Origin of the sequence: Belliella calami, from assembly GCF_022549695.1 — a bacterium.
Taxonomy (GTDB): Bacteria; Bacteroidota; Bacteroidia; order Cytophagales; family Cyclobacteriaceae; genus Belliella; species Belliella calami.
On sequence record NZ_JAKZGS010000004.1, the window covers coordinates 66,204 to 84,039 of the forward strand.

General features: G+C 37.5%; 19 protein-coding genes, 1 tRNA gene and 1 pseudogene. 14 read left to right on the plus strand and 7 right to left on the minus strand.

Translation table 11 applies throughout. The features are described from left to right. The first annotated feature begins 8 nt into the window (after window positions 1–8). The 12 genes from MM236_RS06955 to MM236_RS07010 all read left to right on the plus strand — a co-directional run bounded on the left by MM236_RS06955 (window position 9) and on the right by MM236_RS07010 (window position 12,032). Window positions 9–1,316, plus strand: coding sequence for an oligosaccharide flippase family protein (locus tag MM236_RS06955; protein WP_241274233.1), 1,308 nt, complete (start codon window positions 9–11; stop codon window positions 1,314–1,316). Then, on the plus strand, window positions 1,317–2,243 hold the full coding sequence (locus MM236_RS06960) for a class I SAM-dependent methyltransferase (RefSeq protein WP_241274234.1): 927 nt from the start codon (window positions 1,317–1,319) through the stop codon (window positions 2,241–2,243). Between the two features lie 39 nt (window positions 2,244–2,282). Then, window positions 2,283–3,215, plus strand: a complete 933-nt coding sequence (locus tag MM236_RS06965; protein WP_241274235.1) for a glycosyltransferase family 2 protein — start codon at window positions 2,283–2,285, stop codon at window positions 3,213–3,215. Next, window positions 3,208–3,984 carry a 2OG-Fe(II) oxygenase gene (locus MM236_RS06970; RefSeq protein ID WP_241274236.1) on the plus strand — a complete coding sequence of 259 codons (777 nt, stop codon included), beginning with the start codon at window positions 3,208–3,210 and terminating at the stop codon, window positions 3,982–3,984. The genes MM236_RS06965 and MM236_RS06970 overlap by 8 nt, the downstream gene beginning before the upstream one ends. A gap of 78 nt (window positions 3,985–4,062) precedes the next feature. Further along, window positions 4,063–4,938, plus strand: a complete 876-nt coding sequence (locus MM236_RS06975) for a class I SAM-dependent methyltransferase (RefSeq protein ID WP_241274237.1) — start codon at window positions 4,063–4,065, stop codon at window positions 4,936–4,938. Between the two features lie 81 nt (window positions 4,939–5,019). Next, window positions 5,020–6,408: an O-antigen ligase family protein gene (locus MM236_RS06980; protein WP_241274238.1), complete on the plus strand. Its 1,389-nt coding sequence runs from the start codon at window positions 5,020–5,022 to the stop codon at window positions 6,406–6,408. Beyond that, on the plus strand, window positions 6,398–7,534 hold the full coding sequence (locus MM236_RS06985; RefSeq protein ID WP_241274239.1) for a glycosyltransferase family 4 protein: 1,137 nt from the start codon (window positions 6,398–6,400) through the stop codon (window positions 7,532–7,534). The genes MM236_RS06980 and MM236_RS06985 overlap by 11 nt, the downstream gene beginning before the upstream one ends. Beyond that, the gene (locus tag MM236_RS06990) at window positions 7,527–8,231 is read left to right on the plus strand and encodes a DapH/DapD/GlmU-related protein (protein ID WP_241274240.1); all 705 of its coding nucleotides are present in this window, start codon (window positions 7,527–7,529) and stop codon (window positions 8,229–8,231) included. Before MM236_RS06985 ends, MM236_RS06990 begins: the two co-directional genes overlap by 8 nt. Before the next feature lie 2 nt (window positions 8,232–8,233). Further along, complete coding sequence (locus MM236_RS06995; RefSeq protein ID WP_241274241.1) at window positions 8,234–8,992, plus strand: class I SAM-dependent methyltransferase; 759 nt, start codon at window positions 8,234–8,236, stop codon at window positions 8,990–8,992. Between the two features lie 3 nt (window positions 8,993–8,995). Then, a complete protein-coding gene (locus tag MM236_RS07000) occupies window positions 8,996–10,165 on the plus strand; it encodes a glycosyltransferase family 4 protein (RefSeq protein ID WP_241274242.1) in 1,170 nt (389 codons plus the stop codon). A 97-nt stretch (window positions 10,166–10,262) separates the two neighbouring features. After that, entirely contained in the window at window positions 10,263–10,877 is a 615-nt protein-coding gene (locus MM236_RS07005; protein ID WP_241274243.1) for a glycosyltransferase, read from the plus strand. 21 nt (window positions 10,878–10,898) lie between these two features. Further along, complete coding sequence (locus MM236_RS07010) at window positions 10,899–12,032, plus strand: glycosyltransferase (RefSeq protein WP_241274244.1); 1,134 nt, start codon at window positions 10,899–10,901, stop codon at window positions 12,030–12,032. A 41-nt stretch (window positions 12,033–12,073) separates the two neighbouring features. Here the strand turns inward: MM236_RS07010 and MM236_RS07015 are convergent, their stop codons facing one another. Next, complete coding sequence (locus tag MM236_RS07015) at window positions 12,074–12,538, minus strand: MaoC family dehydratase (RefSeq protein WP_241274245.1); 465 nt, start codon at window positions 12,536–12,538, stop codon at window positions 12,074–12,076. A 91-nt stretch (window positions 12,539–12,629) separates the two neighbouring features. Here MM236_RS07015 and MM236_RS07020 point away from each other — a divergent pair, with 91 nt between their 5' ends. Further along, window positions 12,630–13,439, plus strand: coding sequence for a class I SAM-dependent methyltransferase (locus MM236_RS07020; RefSeq protein WP_241274246.1), 810 nt, complete (start codon window positions 12,630–12,632; stop codon window positions 13,437–13,439). Window positions 13,440–13,449: 10 nt separating this feature from the next. Then, entirely contained in the window at window positions 13,450–14,145 is a 696-nt protein-coding gene (gene mtgA, locus MM236_RS07025; protein ID WP_241274247.1) for a monofunctional biosynthetic peptidoglycan transglycosylase, read from the plus strand. A 263-nt stretch (window positions 14,146–14,408) separates the two neighbouring features. On the opposite strand, the gene MM236_RS07030 is transcribed toward mtgA, so the two are convergent. The 6 genes and pseudogenes from MM236_RS07030 to MM236_RS07055 form a co-directional block, all read right to left on the minus strand. After that, window positions 14,409–14,536, minus strand: a tRNA-Asp gene (locus MM236_RS07030). 545 nt (window positions 14,537–15,081) lie between these two features. Further along, a pseudogene (locus MM236_RS07035) lies at window positions 15,082–15,342 on the minus strand (IS110 family transposase); the annotation flags it as partial. Between the two features lie 598 nt (window positions 15,343–15,940). Beyond that, the gene (locus MM236_RS07040; protein WP_241274248.1) at window positions 15,941–16,339 is read right to left on the minus strand and encodes a type II toxin-antitoxin system VapC family toxin; all 399 of its coding nucleotides are present in this window, start codon (window positions 16,337–16,339) and stop codon (window positions 15,941–15,943) included. Continuing rightward, window positions 16,336–16,578: a hypothetical protein gene (locus MM236_RS07045; RefSeq protein WP_241274249.1), complete on the minus strand. Its 243-nt coding sequence runs from the start codon at window positions 16,576–16,578 to the stop codon at window positions 16,336–16,338. The genes MM236_RS07040 and MM236_RS07045 overlap by 4 nt, the downstream gene beginning before the upstream one ends. A 56-nt stretch (window positions 16,579–16,634) precedes the next feature. Continuing rightward, entirely contained in the window at window positions 16,635–16,979 is a 345-nt protein-coding gene (locus MM236_RS07050; RefSeq protein ID WP_241274250.1) for a hypothetical protein, read from the minus strand. A gap of 284 nt (window positions 16,980–17,263) precedes the next feature. Beyond that, on the minus strand, window positions 17,264–17,716 hold the full coding sequence (locus tag MM236_RS07055) for a hypothetical protein (RefSeq protein ID WP_241274251.1): 453 nt from the start codon (window positions 17,714–17,716) through the stop codon (window positions 17,264–17,266). Between the last annotated feature and the right edge of the window lie 120 nt (window positions 17,717–17,836).

Genomic DNA, 17,836 nt, shown 5'->3' on the forward strand with positions numbered 1-17,836 from the left:
ACTTTTTTATGTTAGACAAGATTTCATCTTTCCCAATTGCCAACTTGATTCGAAATAAGTCTATCCAAAACTTTATTTTTCTGGCGATCATACAAGCGTCCAATGTTTTGATTTCTCTGATCTCCATGCCGCTATTGATACAGGGTATTGGTGTGGATCAATTTGGTTTGGTAAATCTCGCGCTATCTGTCGTCATATTGGCAAATATCTTCGTCAGCTTTGGCTTCAATCTCAGCGCTCCTCGTGATGTAGCTATCAACCAAAACAACAAAGACGAACTTTCCCATTTGGTATCCAATATTTTTTCTGGAAAAATTATACTGGCATTTTTCTCCTCCCTATTGATTTTAGTAGGAATTTTTGGTTTTGGAATGTTTGAAGAATATCAAACGATCCTGATTTTCTCCATGTTTTTGTTGTTTTCTGAAGCGACACTACCCTTGTGGTTTTTTCAGGGAATGGAAAAAATGAAATTGATATCCATCGGAAATGTATTTAGCAAATTGCTCTTCCTTTTAGGTATCGTTCTGTTTATCCACAAGCCAGAACAGGCAAAATGGGTCAATTTCCTTTTGGCAGGAAGTGCCTTATCCATCAATGTTTTACTATTGTGTTATATTCATTATGAGCTGGGAATCATATTCTATAAGCCAAAATTCAATAAAATATTTGCTTCCCTGAAATCAAATATTTTATTTTTCCTCTCTCTTTTGGCATCCCATATTTCTGTCAACGGAGGATTGATAGTTTTGTCATTCTTTGCAAGTTCTACAATATTGGGTATGTTCAGTTTGGCCGAGAAAATCGGAATGGTCCTGCGGATGTTTCCAGCGTTGGTCATTCAGGCAATCTACCCAAACGCATCGAAGCTTTACCATCAAGATAGATCGAAATTCTATTCCTACGCACTGAAGACAGCCAAATGGGCTTTAGTAATCGGAGCAATAGTATCATTCAGCACATTTCTTATGGCACCAATCATCATCAAGCTTCTTTCCAAAAAAGAGCTACCCGAAGCTGTTGACTTTCTGAGGATTTTGGCTTTTGTTCCTATGTTGGCATGTCTTAATAATCTTAATGTTCTATTATTTTTGGTAAAAGACCAAAAGAATCTAATGTTCAGATCATCATGGCTGATGTGCATGTATATGGTTGTTGCTTCAGTGACATTGACACATCTTTATGGAGGAATTGGTCTTTCATATGCACTGATTTCAACAGAGATTTCTGTGTTTTTTATTTCCTTGGTAATTAATATTTTATACAATAAAACTGACCTTCAAAACTTACTTAAGCTGATTTTTACTAGAAAATAAATGATTCAAAAAAGAGATATAGCGTGTGTTGCTTGTGGTGACTTTGGACCCAAAAAAGAATTCATTGTAAAGGAAAACATGTTTGGACTCCTTCATGAATTTATATATGTAGAATGTATGACTTGCTGTTCGTTGCAAATAAAAGAAGTACCAGAAAATCTTAGTTTTTACTATTCTTCAGAGTATTATACTTCGACAGGTTTAGTTCTGAGCTCTTCAGTAAAAAACATTTTTAAGAAGCTTCGTTGGCAATTTCATATGAGAAATTTGCTAATTTACAATAACACAGAATATCTTCATTGGTTAAAGCCTCTCAATCTTGAATTAGATTCCAAGATTGCCGATATTGGTTGTGGAAATGGCCAGTTACTTTATGAAATGCACTGCTCAGGATTTAATGACCTACATGGTTTTGATCCATTTTTGCATAAGGAAATTTCACTTGATGGTCTGAAGATTTCACAATGCAATGTTGAGGATATAAAAGGACAGTTTGATGTAGTTATGCTTCACCACTCTTTTGAGCATATGGCTGATCCTAAGGCAACAATGAAAAAATTAACATCTCTGATTAGACCAAACGGTAAATTATTGATTCGGGTGCCTGTAACTGATGCGGAAGTTTGGAAAACGGAAGGAGTAAACTGGTTTCAACTTGATGCACCAAGACATCTGTTTATCCCAAGTGTCAAAGCCTTGAAAATAATGGGAGATTCCAATGGACTAATTCTTACACAAGTCATATTTGACAGCAATGAAAAGCAATTTGTCATCACAGATATGTATAAAAAAGGTTTTTCTTTGAAATCAAATGATCCAGATAAATTTGTTGACAAAAAATCAAGGAAATCATTGATCCAGAAAGCCAAACAACTAAACAAAGACCAAAAAGGCGATCAGGCTTGTTTTTACTTTACAAAGGCTTAAAAAAAAATTAAATCCAACAATTTTATCATTTCAAAAAAAATGACAAAGATCACCCAGCCATCAGTGGCCATCATTTTAATCAATTGGAACAATTATGATGATTCCCAAAAATGTCTTCATTCTTTAAAAAAATGTGATTATCAAAATTTCAAAACCATCATTGTGGACAATGACTCACAGGATGGCTCGGGGAGCAAATTGAAAAGTGAATTTGGTGAATTTGCTCATTTTATTTTCTCTGATATAAATAGAGGCTTTACCGGAGGCAACAACCTTGGTTTCAAGTACGCCTTGGGCGAGGGTTTTGATTATGTGATGGAATTGAATAATGATACGGAGGTAGAACCGGATTTTATAACGAAATTGATCGAAGCCATAGACGATAAGCCCGAATATGGAGCAGCACAACCATTGATATTTTACAATACACCAAATCGACAGACCGTTTGGAATGCTGGCGGAAAACTTCTGAGTCCCTTGGGGATTTCGCTTACCAATCACGAAAACTCCAAAAATCCAGAGACCATCCAAGGTTCAGAGGTAGATTGGATTACAGGATGTGCATTTTTGATCAAATCAGAAGTTCTCAAAAAATCAGGATTATTAAAGGAATTTTACTTTTTTGGATCATTCGAAGACGTAGATTTGTCTCTCAGAATCCGAAATCTCGGATACAAACTCTGGCTAGAACCAGCCTCAGTCATCTACCACTCAGTAGGAAGCTCGTCCAAGTCAAAAACAAAGGGTAAAGAAGGTTACCTCAATCCGAAGGTTCACTATTTGACTCAAAGAAATCAGATGATCTTTATCAATCACCACACGCCAGCAATATTCAAACCGTTGGCAGTGCTTACACAAGTTTTCAAGTTGTTTGCTTATTCCTTATATTTTGTAGTTCTTTGGAGGCCTGTTAAATTAAAAATGGTCTGGACAGGCTTTATAGATGGATTATTTAAATCATACCATGATTAATACTGACATAATTAGAAAGGAAATAGAGGGGTACAAAGTTGCAAAACCTTTTCCACATTTGGTTATAGATAATTTTTTGGATAGTGATCTTGCCCAAAAGTTGTCAAATGAATTTCCAAATATAAATGATACAAGCCTATTCAATTATTCCAATCCATTGGAAAAAAAATCGGCATTGAATGACTGGAACAAATTTCCACCAAATACATATAGCTTTTTTGAATTTCTTTGTTCAAATGATTTTGTCCATCAGCTTGGGGAGATTTTGGGGATCAAATTGTACCCCGACTTTGGTCTCCATGGAGGAGGCTGGCACATGCACCCAGATGGCGGAAAGCTCAACCCACATTTGGATTACAATATCCATCCCAAACTGGGATTGCAAAGAAGGATCAACTTGATCATTTACTTGTCTGAAGACTGGAAGCCAGAATATGGTGGACATTTTGGTCTGTGGAGCAATAATGAAGCTACCAATAGTCCGGAGAAACTTGTCAAAGAAGTTGAAATCAAATTCAATAGGGCGGTGATTTTTGATACCAGCTTACAATCATGGCATGGGCTCAGTAGGCAGGTGACCTCAGATGGACAGAAGATCAGGAAATCACTCGCAATCTATTATCTTTGTGAGCCTCCAGCATCATTCATAGACAGACAGAGGGCACTCTATGCTCCTACAGAGGATCAAAAAGACAATCCAGAGATCCAAGAACTGATAAAGAAAAGATCGGATAGCCAATTGTACAAAGATCATTATATCACAAAATAGACCTTTGTAAGTTCCCAATATTGCATAAAACTAAGATTGATAGGCCACCACGCTATTTGATCAAGAAAATTCAGTTTGATGATTATTCATAAATATTGCCCGATCTGTTCTTCAACAAATATTGTAGGTGATGCTATAGACCTTCATCGATTTGGTCCTCATATATCACGTGCCAGATGCAAATCTTGCGGATTGATATTCGCCAACCCAATGGCAGATGCAGATGACTTAAATAAATACTACAACGATTATTATGAAAAAGATATCTATCAAAGTACAGACTACAAAAACATCATCAAAGATGAAATCCTAAAAATTGAAAATCTGACGGAATCCGAAATAAAAAAAGCTGCACCGTATTTCAGTATTTACAAAGAAACAGGTAAATTTTTAGATGTAGGATGTGGCCTTGGAATGGGTCTAGCCTATGCCAATCGTTTAGGTTTTGAGCTTTTCGCTACAGAATTTGATCAAGGTGCAATCGATTTTGTGAAAAGTCAATTCCCTGTAAATGTACATAAGGGTGATTTGGATACTGCCAATTTTCCGGACAATTACTTTGACTTTATCCATATGAGCCATGTGATAGAGCATGTCCTTGATCCAGTAGCATATTTTACAGAAATGAAAAGAATCCTAAAGCCAGAAGGCACATTGGCAATAGGCACACCAGACATGTCAAGTCTATTGTATAAAAGCTATAAATGGCTAAATCATCTACAGCTAAAAGTACCTAGGATAATAGATGGTTTGGAACATACTTATATTTTCCCCAAAGGATTATTGGCAGATTTGATCAAACAGCAGGGGTTGACGATCAAGCTACATTATTCACACACATTGGGTGAAAAGTATAGAAACTTAGTGAAATACAAAATGCCCATCAAAAAGAAAGTCTCCCGAGTCGTGCAGAATTTCTTCAAAATCAATCAATGGATAGTCTGTGTAAAATAAGCAAACACCTTACAAGAGTTTTTTTATTGAGTCGAAATATGAACTTTACTTTCCTAAATTTGATCAAATAAATCTCTCTGAATGCACTTTATCATTTTTATCGTCCTTTTTATCATCCTTTCGCTGACAATTTTTTGGACAGTTAAGAAGGCCTTGTTGATAGGAAAATGGGAGTATATAATTTATTTTTTATTGCTATACTTCCCAATTTACACAGTGTTTTTGAGCGTCACATATGCCTCTACAGAATCTGTGGTCCTAGTGAAGGCTTTTCAATTCTTCAAAGATTTGATTGTGATCTTTGCTGTATTTATTTTTGTTCTTTTCCAGAATAACATATTCAAATATCCATTTAGGCTTACCATTGTGGATAAGTTGTTCTTGATGCTGACCTTGCTCGCAGTTTTCTTTCTCTTTGCTCCGGTCGGAGAGGCTACATTTTCTGCAAAAGTATTCTATTTCAAAGGTATGCTGATACCAGCACTTGTGTATTTTTTGGGCCGTAACACCAATTTTGATGATCGAGAAGTTGGATTGTTCTTCAAAATCATTTTTGGGATTGTGATTGTAGGCTTTGGGGTCAATGTATTCGAAGTTATATTTGACATACATTTTCAAAATATCACAGGTTACGCCGGTTTTAATCTCGCTCTGAACAACGTAGAGCCAACTGGTAATTTTGGGCTTTCTTGGACTTTCGAAACCCAAGCGATCACCAAACGACTTGCCTCCATCTATTCAGATCCTTTGGAACTCTCCAGCTCTGTGTTGATGGGTTTTGCCGTTGGGCTGATTTTTTACCTGACAAGCAAAAGAGAAAATGCAAATTTCTATCTATTGATTATGATATTCTCTTTTATCAGTTTGATATTGGCTTCATCAAGAGCATCTTTCGCATCTTTTTTTGTCATGTTGTTTTTTATTGCTGTGACATTTAGGCTATATACTTTGATAATGATAGGAGTCTCTTTGGTTTTGGCATTCATCGTTTTTGTGGTCTTTATTGCTACTGAGGACTTTTATTATTTCGTGATAGACACGCTTACTTTCCAAAATCTTTCAAGTGTGGGTCACTTGGTAGAGTGGCTTGTGGCTTTGGAAGGAATGATTGCAAACCCATTTGGAGTTGGATTGGCCATGAGTGGTAATGCAGGAAGTGTAACAGACGAACTAAGAATAGGAGGCGAAAACCAGTTTCTGATCTATGGAGTCCAATTGGGATGGCTCGGCATGATTACTTATATCTTATTGCTGTCCTATGCCATAATACACAGTATAAAAGTATTCAGAAGTACAGAAAACTTGATGACAGCACGGATAGCATTCACAGGTGCTGCAGCCAAAACCGCGCTGATATTGCCTTTGTTTACTGCCAATGCGGAAATGTACCTGTATGTCAGTTGGATCTCTTGGTGGATGGTAGGTTATGCCATGAACAATTACCCTAGAATTCAGCATCATGAAGCATAAAAAAAAGGTGCTGATCGATGTCTTTTACTTGTATGTAGCCCAGACGGGTATCAAAACCTACATCCAATCTATCTGTGAGGAAGTTTCTTCAAGAAAAGATACTGACCTGACTTACATCATCAGTCCTGATTATCAGAAAATAAGCCAAAGTAGGTTTTTTAAAGGAAAAACAGCAAAGTGGAAAAATCTACTTTTTCAGCTGCTATACTTTTTGCGCAAGCAAATCATGCTTCCCATTCTTTCCTATTGGTATAATGCAGACATTGTTTTCAGCCCAGACATTCTTAGTCCGCTATGGGGAAAAGGAAAAAAAATATCTGTGATTCATGATACATTCTTTTGGGATAATCCTGAGCATTATCAAAAACATTGGTTAAAATATTTTATCTTTTTCTTAACCAAAGGACTTCAGCAGAATGCGTCGATTATTACTATCACCAATTATTCTAAAGGAAGGTTGATGCAAATGGATGAATTCAAAAGGTTACGGATAGATGTGGTCTACCCCTCATCTGGACTGACCAATAATGTGGATAACATTTCAAAAACATCCTTAAAAGTAACCGAAAGGTACTTTCTCCATGTAGGTGTGATGGAAAAAAGGAAAAATCTAGGCATGCTGATCATGGCCTTTTCCGAACTTATCCACAACCCGAGGTACAAAGACTTGAAATTATATTTGGTAGGTCAACGTGGCCCAAGGGAAGCGCTGGACGATTATGATCAACTTGTCCGACTTGTAAAAAATCAGAACCTGGAAGGAAAAGTAATCTTTCCAGGCTATATCAGCAATGAAGAATTAAGAAATTTCTTTCAAAATGCAAGTGCATACATTTTTCCTTCTTCCAATGAAGGCTTTGGACTTCCGGTTTTGGAGGCATTTTCTTTTGGCATACCCGTGATCATTTCCAATCAAGGAGCACTCAAAGAAGTGGCAGGTGAAGCAGCTTTGATTTTGAATGAAAATACTTGTGAAGACCTGGTGCAATCTATGATTCAAGTGCTAGAGGACGAAAATCTAAGACAAAGACTAAGTGAAAAGGGGATAAATCGGTTAAAGGAATTTACAACGAAGAAGTTTTTCTTATCTTTGGAGCACACTTTTAAAGATGTTTTAAATGAGTAATTTCCTTGGGAGAAGCATTACAAAAATCACTAGAGTTGACCTTAGTGATAGGTTTGGTGAGGATTGGGATAGTTTATCCACATTGGGAGTTCTGTTGAGAATGAGTCTCTGGTTGGTAAGGGGATTATTGATCAGATGGAGGCTTAAATCTGTACAAGGACTGTTTTTGGTTGGGAAAGGAGTTACGTTGAGGCAGCCTGGATATATTGAAGTAGGAACAAACTTTATAGCTCAAGATCACTGTGAGATCAATGGGCTATCCCAAAAAGGCTTGATTTTTGGAGACAAGGTTACTGTGGGCAGCTATGCGATCATCCGGCCTACAAATCTCTATGGTGGCGAAGCGGGTATTGGGCTTAAGGTTGGAAACAACAGCAGCATCGGCCCTTATAGCTATATTGGCTGCTCTGGATACATTGAAATCGGAGACAATGTCATGATGTCACCACGTGTGAGCATTTATTCCGAAAACCATAATTTCAGTGATGTGGACTTACCTATGATTGATCAAGGGGTCACACGTTCTTTTGTCAAAATAGAGAATGATTGCTGGATAGCTGCCAACTCGATCATTTTGGCTGGTGTGACAGTTGGAAAAGGCTCTATCGTGGCGGCAGGGTCTGTAGTAACCAAAGATGTTCCTCCCTTTAGTATTGTAGGTGGCAACCCTGCAAAAATCATTAAATCAAGATTATAGAAATGAAGCGTGATTCTTTAAAAAATTGGAAAAAGTTCGGAAAAAACGATCCTTACTTTGGAGTGCTTTCAGATGAAAAGTACAAGAAAGAAAATCTCACAGAAGATGGATTGGAGGAGTTTTTTGCTACTGGAGAAGTATATGTCAAAGAGTCGTTGGATAGAATCAATCAACTTACAGCGTTTTCACTGGAGCATGCTTCTGTTTTGGATTTTGGTTGTGGTGTAGGGAGATTGGCTATTCCTTTTTCCAAATATACAGATAAGAAAGTAGTAGGGTTGGACATTTCGCCTGAGATTCTCGACAAAGCGAAAGATCATGCCAAAAGCTTTGGGAGAGAAAATATAGATTTTGTCCTTTATGATGGAGAGAAACTTCCAAACCTTCCTTCTTTTGATTTAGTGAATTCATACATTGTTTTGCAACACATAGAAATCAAAAGAGGCTTGTCATTGCTCACACAGCTATTGGAAAAGGTCAAGATCGGAGGAATCGCCCAAATCCAAATCACACACGGACACGAACTCCCTTCAATTCCCTACCTCAATTTCTACTTGAGGACCAAAGTACCCTTGTACAATTTTCTTTATTCTTTTGCGAAGCATCGAGAGATAATCATAGAGCCCGTCATGCAGATGAATTTGTACAAAACTGGTTTACTCCAAAATGTATTTGACAAGTATTCTACCCAAGTCAAAGAAGTGAAAACAAATCATGGAGGTATTCTGGGAAGTTTTTATATTTTGAAAAGAGAGTTTTGATTCATGGATAGATCCTTAAATAATTGTAGGATTCTCATGCTCCATGGGTCATCAGACCTCTATGGTGCGAGTAAGATGTTTTTGCTTTCCATCAAATCCCTACAATCAAAAGGTGCCGAAGTTATAGTTGTATTGTCTGAATATGGCCCACTTGTAGATGAGCTGAATTTGCTTCAGGTAGATTTACATATCTATAAACTAGGTATTATCAGAAGAAAATACTTTAATGCAAAAGGCTTACTCAATAGACTATTAACTATCCGAAGGGCGAAGGCATATTTGTCAAAAATGGTATCTGAAAAAAAGATTGACCTCATATATTCCAATACCTCAGCTGTACTGGTAGGTGGATGGGTTGCCAAAAAAATGAAAATTCCTCATGTTACGCACCTTCACGAAATCATAAAATCACCAAATTGGCTGAGGAAATTTCTTGGTAAAATGATCAACTATACATCAAGCAAAGTTTTGGCTGTATCACAAGCGGTCAAAGAAAATTGGGGAGATGTAATAGCAGTGGAGAAAATTGAGTTGGTCTATAATGGAATAGATCAATCCAAATATCTTCAGTCAGGGAACCAACTTAGAAATGAGCTTTCAAAACCAACAGATAGTACAATCCTAATAGGCATGGTCGCTAGGGTCAATCAGTGGAAAGGACAAAACTATTTTTTGGATATTGCAAAAATCCTGTCTCACGAACATGACAACTTACACTTCGTGATCGCGGGTGATGCTTATCCCGGTACAGAATACTTAGTCGATGAACTGATTTTGGCGCTAAGAAAATCGGGAATCGAAAATCAAATTACCTATTTGGGTTACAGAAGTGATGTTGAGGCTATTTTAAGTGGATTAGATATATTTGTTCTTCCGTCGATTCTTCCAGACCCATTGCCTACGACGGTATTGGAAGCAATGGCTTCTGCCAAACCAGTAATAGCTACAAGTCATGGTGGGGCTAAAGAAATGGTTTTAGATGGAGAAACAGGTTTTCTGATTCCATGGGATAATGCAAAAAAAGCTGCTTCGATACTGAGTATCCTCATAAATAATCCTCAAAAGAGAGTGGCAATGGGTAAAGCTGGTAGAGATAGAGTTTTAGAACACTTTTCTATCCAAGCATATCTTGAAAATTTCTCTTATGCGATCTACAAAACGTTGGTCAAATAACAGACGGCCTTTTATTTTTCCCCTATTATACTCATTTAAGTATTGAAATATATCGTCATGGAAATAGTATATTTACAGGATAATGTACCCACCCAGCATGAATGATTCCCAGCACACTAAGCAGTCCGAAACAAGAATAAAAAAAATTGATTTTAAGCCATTTATTGAGCCAGAGTTAGATGCAAGATACTACCTTCAACTTCCTCCTGATAAATTGATCATTACCATGATTGGATCTTTAGTCAAAGACCAAGGCCATTGTTTTTTTTTAGAATTGGCAAAAAGTGTTGAAAAACGTTTTGAAAATGTCCACTTCTTGATTGTACATGAAGATATAGATCCGGAATTTCAGGAAGAATTTATAGATTTGGTAGTCAATTCTAATCTCAAGCATAAGCTAGATACAGTTCAAAGCGACAGAAAGATTCCTGATGTTTTAAAATCTACAGATATTTTTGTAGAACCCGCCGCCAGGGGGAAGGGTTTTGCTGAAAATATTTTGAAAGCCATGGCCACAGGACTTCCTGTAATAAGCGTCAAAACGGAGCTTTTACAAAATGTGATTTTGCAGGATCAAACAGGTTTTTTAATTGAAAATAATGACTTGTCCACTGCTGTTGAGATGATAAGCGTTTTGATAGCGGACGTTGAAATGTCCAAAAAGATGGGCAAATTAGGCAAAGAGAGAGCATTAGAGTATTTTGGCGCCTAAACTTTTGCAATACGAAAAAAGATGACAAACTATCCCGATAATTCAAAACTGAAAGTAGCTATTCTTGGAGCCAAAGGGTATCCTTATGTCTATGGCGGATATGATACAATGATCAAAGAATTGGGCGAAAGACTCCAAAAAAGAGGCGTCGAGGTTACTGTTTATTGTCATCGGGCTCTTTTTAAAGAAAGACCTCCCTACGTAAATGGGATCAAACTTGTATATACTCCTGCGATTGAAAAAAAGAGTTTGACACAATTGACCCATTCATTTGTTTCGATGCTTCATGCATGCTTTTCAGATGCAGATGTGATCTTGGTAGTAAACTCAGGAAATGGTCCATTTGGTATAATCTCAAGGATCTTCAGAAAGCCTACAGCAATCAATGTCGATGGATTGGAATGGTTGAGACCAAAATGGAAAGGTTTGGGTTCGAAATATTTCTTTTGGGCTTCAAAGATGGCCACTAGATTTTATGATCAAGTCATCAACGACTCCGATGAAATGCAGAGAATCTACCTCGAACTCTTCAATGCAAAGTCCAAAGTAATCGCCTATGGTGCTAATCCAGCATTGAATTCAGACTCTTCAAAAATCAAAAATTGGAATTTGGAGAAAGAAAGCTACTACCTTATTGTAGGAAGACTTGTGCCTGATAATAATGCCGATCTGATTATTGAAGGCTATGTGAAATCCAACTCCCAAAGAAAACTCGTCATCGTAGGAGATGTTCCGTACAAAGACAACTACGCGGATAAGTTAAAAAACATAGCAGATGATCGGCTTTTATTCACTGGATATGTAACCGACCCAGAAGAGTTGAAGGCACTTTATCATAATTGCTACGGCTATTTTCATGGACATGAATATGGAGGCACCAACCCAGCCATGCTGAAAGCAATGGCTTATGGTTGCGCGATTTTGGCCTTGGACACAGCTTTCAACCAAGAGATGCTACAGAATGGTAAGCATGGATGGTATTTCGAGAAAAATGAAAAATCAGTTGCAGAGATTGTGGCAAAGGCAGAGGATTCTCCCGAGGCAATGAAAACCTTCCGCGATACTGCACGCTCTGGCCTTACCCAAAAGTACAACTGGGATCATGTGACGGATCAATACTTGGAAGTATTAAAACAGCTCGCAAAGAAAAAGTGAAGGGATAATCCAGAACAACTTTTGGATTGTTAATCCAGTCCCTACTGAAAATGGTAAAGGAAAACCAACACTCCAGTAAAGGCTGGTTTTTTCTGGTCTTTGATTTCCAGCTTTACATTTACTTCGGCTTTGATGGTTCCACGAAGATTTACTACACTTTTGAGGTTGGCATTTAGTCTTACTTCATTGTTTACCAATACTGGATGCGCAAATCTCAAGCTCTCGATTCCATAATTGACCATCATTTTCAAGTTTTCTACTTTCACAATCTGTCCCCAAAGATAGGGTACGATCGAAAGTGTCAAATAGCCATGAGCAATCGTATCTCCGAATGCCCCTTCGGCCTTTGCACGCTCTGGATCAGTGTGAATCCATTGGTGATCCAGTGTAGCTGTTGCAAATTGATTGATTTGTTCTTGGGTGATTTTGTGATAATCAGATAGACCAAGTTCCAATCCTATATATTTTTCGAAATCTTCAAAACTTCCGATTCTGAGTTGACTCATAGTTTTTATGTGTTTTAAAAAAATTAAAGGTATTAAAAATCCCGTAAATTTCAGCTTAATTTGTCTAAGAATAGTATTAGAGCAGGCAAAAATGACCCAACAAAAATACCTTCACGGTTATCAAGATATTGAGCAAGAAAGGCTTCGACACCAAGCTGCTGTGATAGAAAAACCGATTTATGATTTTGTGGATTTCTCAAATCACAAAGAGCTTTTGGAAATAGGTTCCGGAGTAGGAGCCCAAACTGAAATCTTGCTCAGGAGGTTTCCCCACCTTTTGATCACTGGAGTAGAATATGAATCCAAACAAATCGCAAAAGCTGAAGCAAACTTGAATCAATTAGGCTACTCACCTCCTCAAGTCCGATTTATCCAACAGGATGCAAGATTTTTGGAGCTTGAGAAAAAATTTGATGCTGCATTTATCTGCTGGGTTTTGGAGCATATTTCTGATCCTATCCAAGTACTCAAAAGTATGAAGCCCCATCTTTTGCCTAATGCAAAAGTTGTGATCACCGAAGTTTTCAACGCTACGTTTTATACATTTCCTTTGATTCCCGCTATCATGGATTACTGGAAAATATACAATAACTTTCAGGTTCAGATAGGGGGAGACCCACAAGTAGGAGCCAGACTTGGAGATCTTTTGGAAGCTTCCGGGTATTCGAATATCTCACTTAGGTCGGGAGGTTTTCACCTTGATAGTCGCAATCCTGAGGATAAGAAAACAGTCTTCGCTTATTGGAAAGGACTAATGAGCAGTGGTGCACCAGCACTTCTCGAAGAAGGTTTGATCACGTCAGAGCAAATACAGGCCATGCAAAATGCCATGGATGAATTGGCCAAAAAAGAAGACTCGGTATTTTATTATAGATTTATTCAAGCCACAGCAACAGCATAAACAACCCGATATGAAAGTACTAAAGAAGGTTTTTAGAATTTTGGCCAAAACAGTGATGTGGTTTTTTATCATTACTATTGGGCTTACGGTCGTTTACAAATTTGTACCTGTACCAGTGACTCCTTTGATGCTGATAAGGGTATGGGAACAAAGCTTCGATGAAAAAAAAGAAGTCAGATTATCAAAAAATTGGGTATCTATCAAAGAAATATCCAAAAATCTACCCCAGGCTGTAGTAGCAGCAGAAGATCAAAAGTTCCCTGCACACAATGGATTTGATGTGGAAGCCATGAAAAAAGCTTGGGAAGGTAACAAGCAGGGAAAAAGGATCAAAGGTGCGAGTACCATTTCCCAGCAAACAGCAAAAAATGTATTTCTCTGGCCAGGAAGAAACATGATCAGAAAGGGGCTTGAAGCTTATTTTACAGGATTGATTGAGTTTATCTGGGGCAAAGAACGCATCATGGAAGTCTATCTAAATGTCATAGAAATGGGAGATGGAATCTATGGGGCAGAAGCTGCATCAAAGGAATTTTTCAAAAAATCAGCTTCTTCACTGTCAAGAAATGAAGCGGCACTTATTGCAGCAACACTTCCGAACCCGAGACGTTGGTCACCAGCAAGACCTACAGCATATATCTATGGCAGGCAAGTATGGATTCTTAGAAACATGAATAATTTGGAGCCAGTTGGATTTGGAAAGTAAGACTGACCGGGATTCTTAATACCATAAAAAATAAAAAAGCCGCGAAACAGAGTCTCACAGCTTTAGTCAATTAACAATAAACCCAAAATAACCAGCTGTAGGAGAAGGATTCGAACCTCCACGGGACAGTTAGGCAAAACACGAGCTCGATATTTGCTTTATCCTGGGACCCCACCCCCGAGACAGGAGGGCATGTCTGCCAATTTCATCATCCTACAGTATAATATTTTCAATTCAACTAGAAATCTTACATTTCTACAATTTGGCTGTAGGAGAAGGATTCGAACCTCCACGGAGCAGTTAGGCAAAAATACGAGCTCGATATTCGCTTTATTCTGGGATCTCCACCCCCGAGACAGGAGGGCTTGTCTGCCAATTTCAACATCCTACAATTTGTTTTTTCAAATTTTCGACCTTTTGTCTTTGTTTGATATTTCAAAGTTAAGAAAACATTCCTTCTATTAAAATTAATTCAACAAATAAGCTAAAAATTTACATAATAAATACTTTATAGTGTCAAATGTTATCGATTCGTTAATTTTAATATTTTAATCCCAGTTAATTTTAGAAATATGGAAATGCTATTTTAGCTATTGTTCATTTGTCGAAAACATGATTTAGAGAAAGTGGAAGATCTTTTACCAAAAACTTCTACTCTTTTTGAGAATCTTCACAGAATAAAAACATTTTTATGGGTATCTGCAATGCTAGACATTCTTTTGGTCTAAGAAATCAAAAGTTGGATCCAAGACATGCTGAAAAATTAAATCCTAAAGCAATGGGTGGGAGATGTCATGCCCAAATCAAAGCAAAATGTCTTGATTAGATATTTCTGCATTTTCTTTGATGCTGCGGCGGCCGAATGAAGTAAATTTGATCTGTGTCTACAATAAGTTCTAAGCTCTTCTGTCTGGCCATCTGGCAAAAAACTTCCAGTTAGTAACCCCAATGTGTGCAGTTTTTGAATCCCTGCCTGACGGCAGGCAGGCACTGACAGTCCAAGACATCAGTCTTTTTACCTTTGATGTTTTTGGTGAACTTACCATTACATAATATAAGATGGAACCCTTTTGAAAGCAAGACTGCATAGAGATTTTGCCAGTATGTCCCTGTACTTTCCATCGCTATAGTTTTTACATTCTTTTCCTTCAACCAATCTGCCATAGCAAACAAATCTTGATTGAATACCCCAAATTCCCGAACATCATGCTCGGTTTGACCTACTGCTACCCAGTGGGAGCGACTGCCGACATCACATGCGAAGCATTCATCGACACCAAATAAAAACTTTAATAGGAGATAATTCCCCTAGCCTGCGGATTGACGACTTCCATGGAGATAGATTCCTGTTCCATAAGATTAAGAATAGATAGGTCTCACAGGGGATGTGCTTTTGGCTAGAAAATATTCTGAACAGCCTGTCCCGATAGCGAAGCGTATCGGGAGGGTATCTGGCTTTTTAAAGACAAATCCGCCACTGAAATCATCGCAAGTATCCCAACCAGAATGGCGCCCATGCTCTTCGATTACTCGAGGGCAACATTTCTAAAATCGGCCTTGCTAAAAGGGTAGTAAATTACAAAAAATCTTGCCACGATGCTCTCAAACGTTAGCTTACGAAATCAAGTTTTTTAATGTAGGGGGAATTGCTGGTAACAGCGGGATTCAGCTTGGAGACGGCGGGCTTTCGGAGCCGTTCGCTTCCAGCCTACTCTTAGCTTCTTAAAGATACTGAATTTTCAATTTACTCTGAACTGCCCGCTGGATCCAAGGTGATGTTGGCGAAAGTTGTTTTTTATCTAGTAACCCAGTTTTCTAACCTAATACCGGAGATTCTATGAAACTCTTTCAAGTTTTCTGTCACCATTATGAGGTCTTTTTCTATTGCTGTGCAACCAATCAAGAGGTCAAAATCACTAATCTGCAAGCCTATAGATCTTAATCTGGCTTTCTCTTTTCCATATAGGTAAATTGCGCTAAAAATTGGAAGGATAACAACTTGATTAGCAAACACTTCAATTAAATCAAGATTCTTTTGAGGGTTTTTACTGTTTTCAGCTCCAAAAACTAATTCTGCCAAAGTAATTTCTGAAATAGCAAAACTCTCAGTACCTAGCTGTTCAAACTTTTCTATCAATCCATATTTCCCCCTTAAAAAATGGGTACAAATATTAGTGTCTAAAAGATACTTCATTCGAAACCAAGGTTTTCTGTTTTTTCTATTCTGGATTCTCTAATTTCTTTAATGATCTCGTCCGAATCTTTATCATCTTCCCATGCTCCAAAAAGTGTTCGTAAATCCACCTTCTCTTCTTTTATATCCAGTGACTCGGTCAATTTAATGATTAGTTTTTTCTTGGAAAGATTATCCAAACCTTTCAATAGACCAAAATACTTTTCTATTGCCTTGTTATTTAATGTGAGGTTTGCCATGCTTTTTTTCTTCAATTTACGGAATTAATGGATTGATGGTCAAATGATTTAGAAAATTAAATTCCCAACTCTCTTTTCTTTTTCTGAATCAAGTCTCCCATGTCACTAAAATCTTTTACAAAACCAGATGCTTTGATAAATTCATTGTCGGTATTAAACCAATAAACTTTATTATCCCCTTTAATTTTCAATTTATACAAAGGAGGGTAAACAAACTGTATGAGAGAAAGGGATTCCACTTCCATCCAATTTATTTTCCTTTCATACTCTCCATTCTTTATAATCACATTTTGGCCTCCTAATTTTACTATCACAAATTTATCCTTAATAGCAATAAATATTGGGAAGCAGACTATTCCTATCACTCCAAAAACTAACGTGATAACGATGTTTTGTGCCATTTTCTCACCATTTACCCAGAATAACTCAGGAAAGAACCAAGACAGAAGGGACGTAAATAACATTATTATTCCTAAGCCTAGAAACAGATATTTCAGTATGTGGTGATATAGATTATTGCTTTCCATGGCTTTTCTTCAATTTTCGATAACGGTTTGCAGCTACCCGAAGGTGGCGATTTCGAAGCGATTCACTGTCCGTCAAGCAGAAACTTTGATAGAAGCACAAAGCTTGATTTAACCACTGAACCGCCACTTTTGGGTAGGTGCTGTTATAGGGCGTTTTCTTATTTTCGAATAAATATGTTTCCAAAATTTCTGCTGCTCGCCATTACTTTGTCTTTGTCCGTTTTGCGTCTGTATCTCGTTCTATCATCATTTAACAACTGCAATATTTCGTTTCTTGATTTCGCTACAATTGTATCTGTTTTCGTTTCGATTCTTAAATAGTCAGTCCGCAAGTCACTTTCCTTTATTTTTACGTTAAACATCATTCCTGTAAAAATCGATAATATTGTCATTGAGCTGTCAGGCTTTAAAACAACAGTTGTACTGTCCGAAGTTTGATTGTTCGGATAATTGTGGATTTGCTTTTTGTCAGAATAATCAAGTCCTGGTCGTACTGTCACCTTCGCTTCATTTGCTGAAGTGTTGTGAATTGTCAATACTTTAAAACCTTCGCAACTTGTCAGAAGTATTACGGTTGACAGAAATGTCAGTAATTTCTTTATTCGTTTCATTTCACATTTCATTTCTTAAATGCACCATAACGTTTTGGCGCTTGGCGCAGTGGCGGATTTCGGAGCACAAAACTTTCATTTAACCACAAAAGTTGATGCGAGGTAGAATGTTCAATTAAC